4 protein-coding genes are annotated in these 3,092 nt (G+C 67.9%); 2 read left to right on the top strand and 2 right to left on the bottom strand.

The genetic code is table 11. The annotated features are described in order from the left end of the window. The coding region (locus N864_RS20680; protein WP_034721832.1) for an amino acid ABC transporter ATP-binding protein at positions 1-766 on the top strand (766 nt) is incomplete at its 5' end. A gap of 19 nt (positions 767-785) precedes the next feature. Then, positions 786-1,757 (top strand): C-terminal binding protein, encoded by a 972-nt coding sequence (locus N864_RS20675; protein WP_034721825.1) that lies wholly within the window; start codon positions 786-788, stop codon positions 1,755-1,757. Positions 1,758-1,826: 69 nt separating this feature from the next. Here N864_RS20675 and N864_RS20670 read toward each other — a convergent pair whose 3' ends face one another. Both N864_RS20670 and N864_RS20665 read right to left on the bottom strand, forming a co-directional pair. After that, positions 1,827-2,429, bottom strand: a complete 603-nt coding sequence (locus N864_RS20670; protein WP_240474435.1) for a helix-turn-helix domain-containing protein — start codon at positions 2,427-2,429, stop codon at positions 1,827-1,829. A 92-nt stretch (positions 2,430-2,521) separates the two neighbouring features. After that, positions 2,522-3,092: arginase family protein (locus tag N864_RS20665; protein ID WP_205621023.1), on the bottom strand; the 571-nt coding region annotated here is incomplete at its 5' end.

The following is a 3,092-nucleotide window of genomic DNA, read 5'->3' as shown; positions in this document are numbered from 1 at the left end:
GACGACCGTCCCCATGGTCGAGGCCCGGGGGGTGCGCAAGTCCTTCGGCGACCTCGAGGTGCTCAAGGGCATCGACCTGACCGTGCAGCAGGGCGAGGTCGTCTCGTTCCTCGGGCCGTCAGGGTCGGGGAAGAGCACCTTCCTCCGGTGCATCAACCACCTCGAGCGGATCGACGGTGGGGAGATCAGCGTCAACGGTCACCTCGTCGGCTATCGCCGACACAACGGCAAGAAGTACGAGCTCAAGCCCAAGGAGGTCGCCGCGGCCCGCCGGGATGTCGGCATGGTCTTCCAGCGGTTCAACCTCTTCCCGCACCTGACCGCCATCGAGAACGTCATGGAGGCGCCGGTCTTCGTCAAGGGGCTGTCCCGGGCTGAGGCGAAGGCGAGCGCCCAGGACCTGCTCGAGCGAGTCGGGCTCGGTGACAAGCCGGCCGTCTATCCCTCGGCACTCTCGGGCGGCCAGCAGCAGCGGGTCGCCATCGCCCGCGCACTGGCGATGAAGCCGAAGCTGATGCTCTTCGACGAGCCGACCTCGGCGCTCGACCCCGAGCTGGTCGGGGAGGTGCTCGACGTGATGAAGTCGCTCGCCGGCGAGGGCATGACGATGATCGTCGTCACCCATGAGATTGGTTTCGCGCGCGAAGTGTGCGACCGCGTGGTCTTCATGGACGGCGGCGTCATCGTCGAGGCGGGCTCTCCCCGAGAGGTCCTCGTCGCACCGCAACACGACCGGACGAAGTCGTTCCTGTCGAAGGTGCTGTGAGGCCGCGGATGAAACGCCCATGACGACGCCCTCGCCTGCCGCGATCTACATGCCGGTGGAGGGCCTCGACGTCGCGCCCGGCGTCCGCGTGCTCGAAGAGGCCGGCTTCGCCGTCGTCCGGCTCGAGTCGCCGAGCCTCGGCCCCGACGTACCCCGTGACGCGGTCGCCCTGCTCGCCGGTTATGACCCCGTAACCGCCGACCTCATGGACCAGCTGCCCGAGCTGCGCGTCATCGCGACGCACTCGTGCGGCTACGACATGGTCGACGTCGCTGCCGCCACGGCTCGGGGCATCTGGGTCTGCAACCTGCCCGACGGCGCCTCCGGAGAGGTCGCCACCCATGCCCTGGCGCTCACCCTCGGCTGCCTGCGTCAACTGCCCGCCTGGCAGGTCCGCGTCCGACGTGACGAGTGGGTGGAGGACCTGACCCTGCCGCTGCGACGGACCAGCGAACTCAGCTGTGGCGTCGTCGGTTTGGGCCGAATCGGCGGGCGCTACGCCCGCATGGCCACCGCGGTCTTCGGTCGCACCCTCGGCGTGGACCCGTACCTCCCGCCGGGGGAGTGGCCCGCCGGTGTCGAACGCAGCGACCACGACACGATCTTCTCCACCTGCGACGTGGTGAGCCTGCACGTCCCGCTCACCGACGAGACGGTTGGAATCGCCAGCGCCGAACGGATCGCCCGTATGCCGCTGGGCTCGGTTCTCGTCAACGTCTCCCGGGGTGCCCTGATTGACGAAAACGCTCTGCTCCGGGCGCTTGCCGAGGGCCGCCTGGCGGGTGCCGGACTGGACGTCCTGATCGAGGAGCCTCCGTCCCCGGGGCACCCGCTGCTGCACCACGAACGGGTCATCGTCACGCCCCATGTCGGTTACCTGTCGGCCGAGGCCCTGGTCGACTATGCGCTCAAGCCGGCCCGCAACGTCGTGGCCTGGGCCCGGGAGGGCCGGCCCGTCAGTCCTGTCAACGCCGTCGCCACCCGCACCTGAGCGGCATACGTCAGGTGAGGGCATATGTCATCCGCGTCCCGCTTGAGCCTGAGACGGCCGGCGCGGCGGTTAAAGGCCTTGGGATCGAGTCAGCACCCAGACGACCCGCGTGACCTCGTCGACGGAGGGGTTCCGCCAGACATGCGGGTCCCGGGCCCGGAACGTCAGCGCGTCCCCTGATTCCAGGTGGAACGTGTCCCCCTCGATCTGCATCTCGAGGGAACCTTCCAGCACGATGACGCACTCCGCGTCTGCAGGAAGCCGGTACGGCTGCGGATCGCTGCCGCCTCCAGGCTCGATGTGGGTCTCGATGATCTGGAACTGTGCACTCGCCGGGGGACTGAGCAGAAAGTCCGTCACGCCCACCCCGGTCATCTGGGTGGGGGCTCGTTCCGCGTGCCGCACCAAGTAGACGGAGGGCGGCTCGAAGAGGGCAGAGATGTGCAGGTTCAGCGCGTTGCAGATGGCCAGCAGGGACCCGACGGAGGCAGCCGTCTTATCGCGCTCGATCTGGCTGATGAACCCCTTGGTCAGCCCGGTCAGGTCCGCCACCTGGCCGATCGTCATGCCGCGATCGACGCGGGCGGCACGAAGACGTGCCCCGATCTCCAAGCCCTTCAACGCCTCCGTGGCATCGAAGTTCCTCGACCCTTGGTCGTTCGATCCAGCCACGCTCTCTCCACCATCTGCAGATTCCATCAGGGGCAACGTATCCACTTTCGCTTCTTGGGAGTCACCGTGTGAAGCGAGCTTCACGGCATGCGCTACCGAAGCGACTGGTCCGGTCCGAGTGTCAGGGCGCCCTTCTCCACGCCCGGAGTGTTTCGAGCGCTCTTTGCGTCGTCCGCGGCCGACCACAGCCCGAGCATCTCGTAGGCCACATGCGCTGCCGCGAACGCGGTGATCTCGGCGTGGTCGTAGGCCGGGCTCACTTCGACGACATCGCAGCCGACGACGTTGGCGCCCTTGAGGCCACGCAGGACCGAGAGGAGCTCGCGACTGGTCAGTCCTCCCGGCTCCGGCGTTCCGGTGCCCGGGGCGAAGGCAGGGTCGAGGACGTCGATGTCGACAGAGAGGTAGACCGGACGGCCTGCCGTGCGCGCCTGCAGCGCTTCGATGACACCTAGAATGCCGACCTGTTGGATCTCCTCGCTTCGCGTGGTCGCGAACCCGAACGCCTTGTCGTCGAAGAGGTCCGAGGCGCCGTACACGGACCCTCGGGTGCCCACATGGGCGCACCCCTCCGGATCGAGCAGTCCTTCCTCAGCCGCTCGACGGAACGGCGTGCCATGGTGCAACTCGGAGCCGAAGTAGGTATCCCAGGTGTCGAGGTGG

Source organism: Intrasporangium chromatireducens Q5-1 (assembly GCF_000576575.1).
Taxonomy (GTDB): domain Bacteria; phylum Actinomycetota; class Actinomycetes; order Actinomycetales; family Dermatophilaceae; genus Intrasporangium_A; species Intrasporangium_A chromatireducens.
Note: the sequence above shows the minus strand (reverse complement) of the source record. Positions and strands in the feature narration are given on the sequence as shown.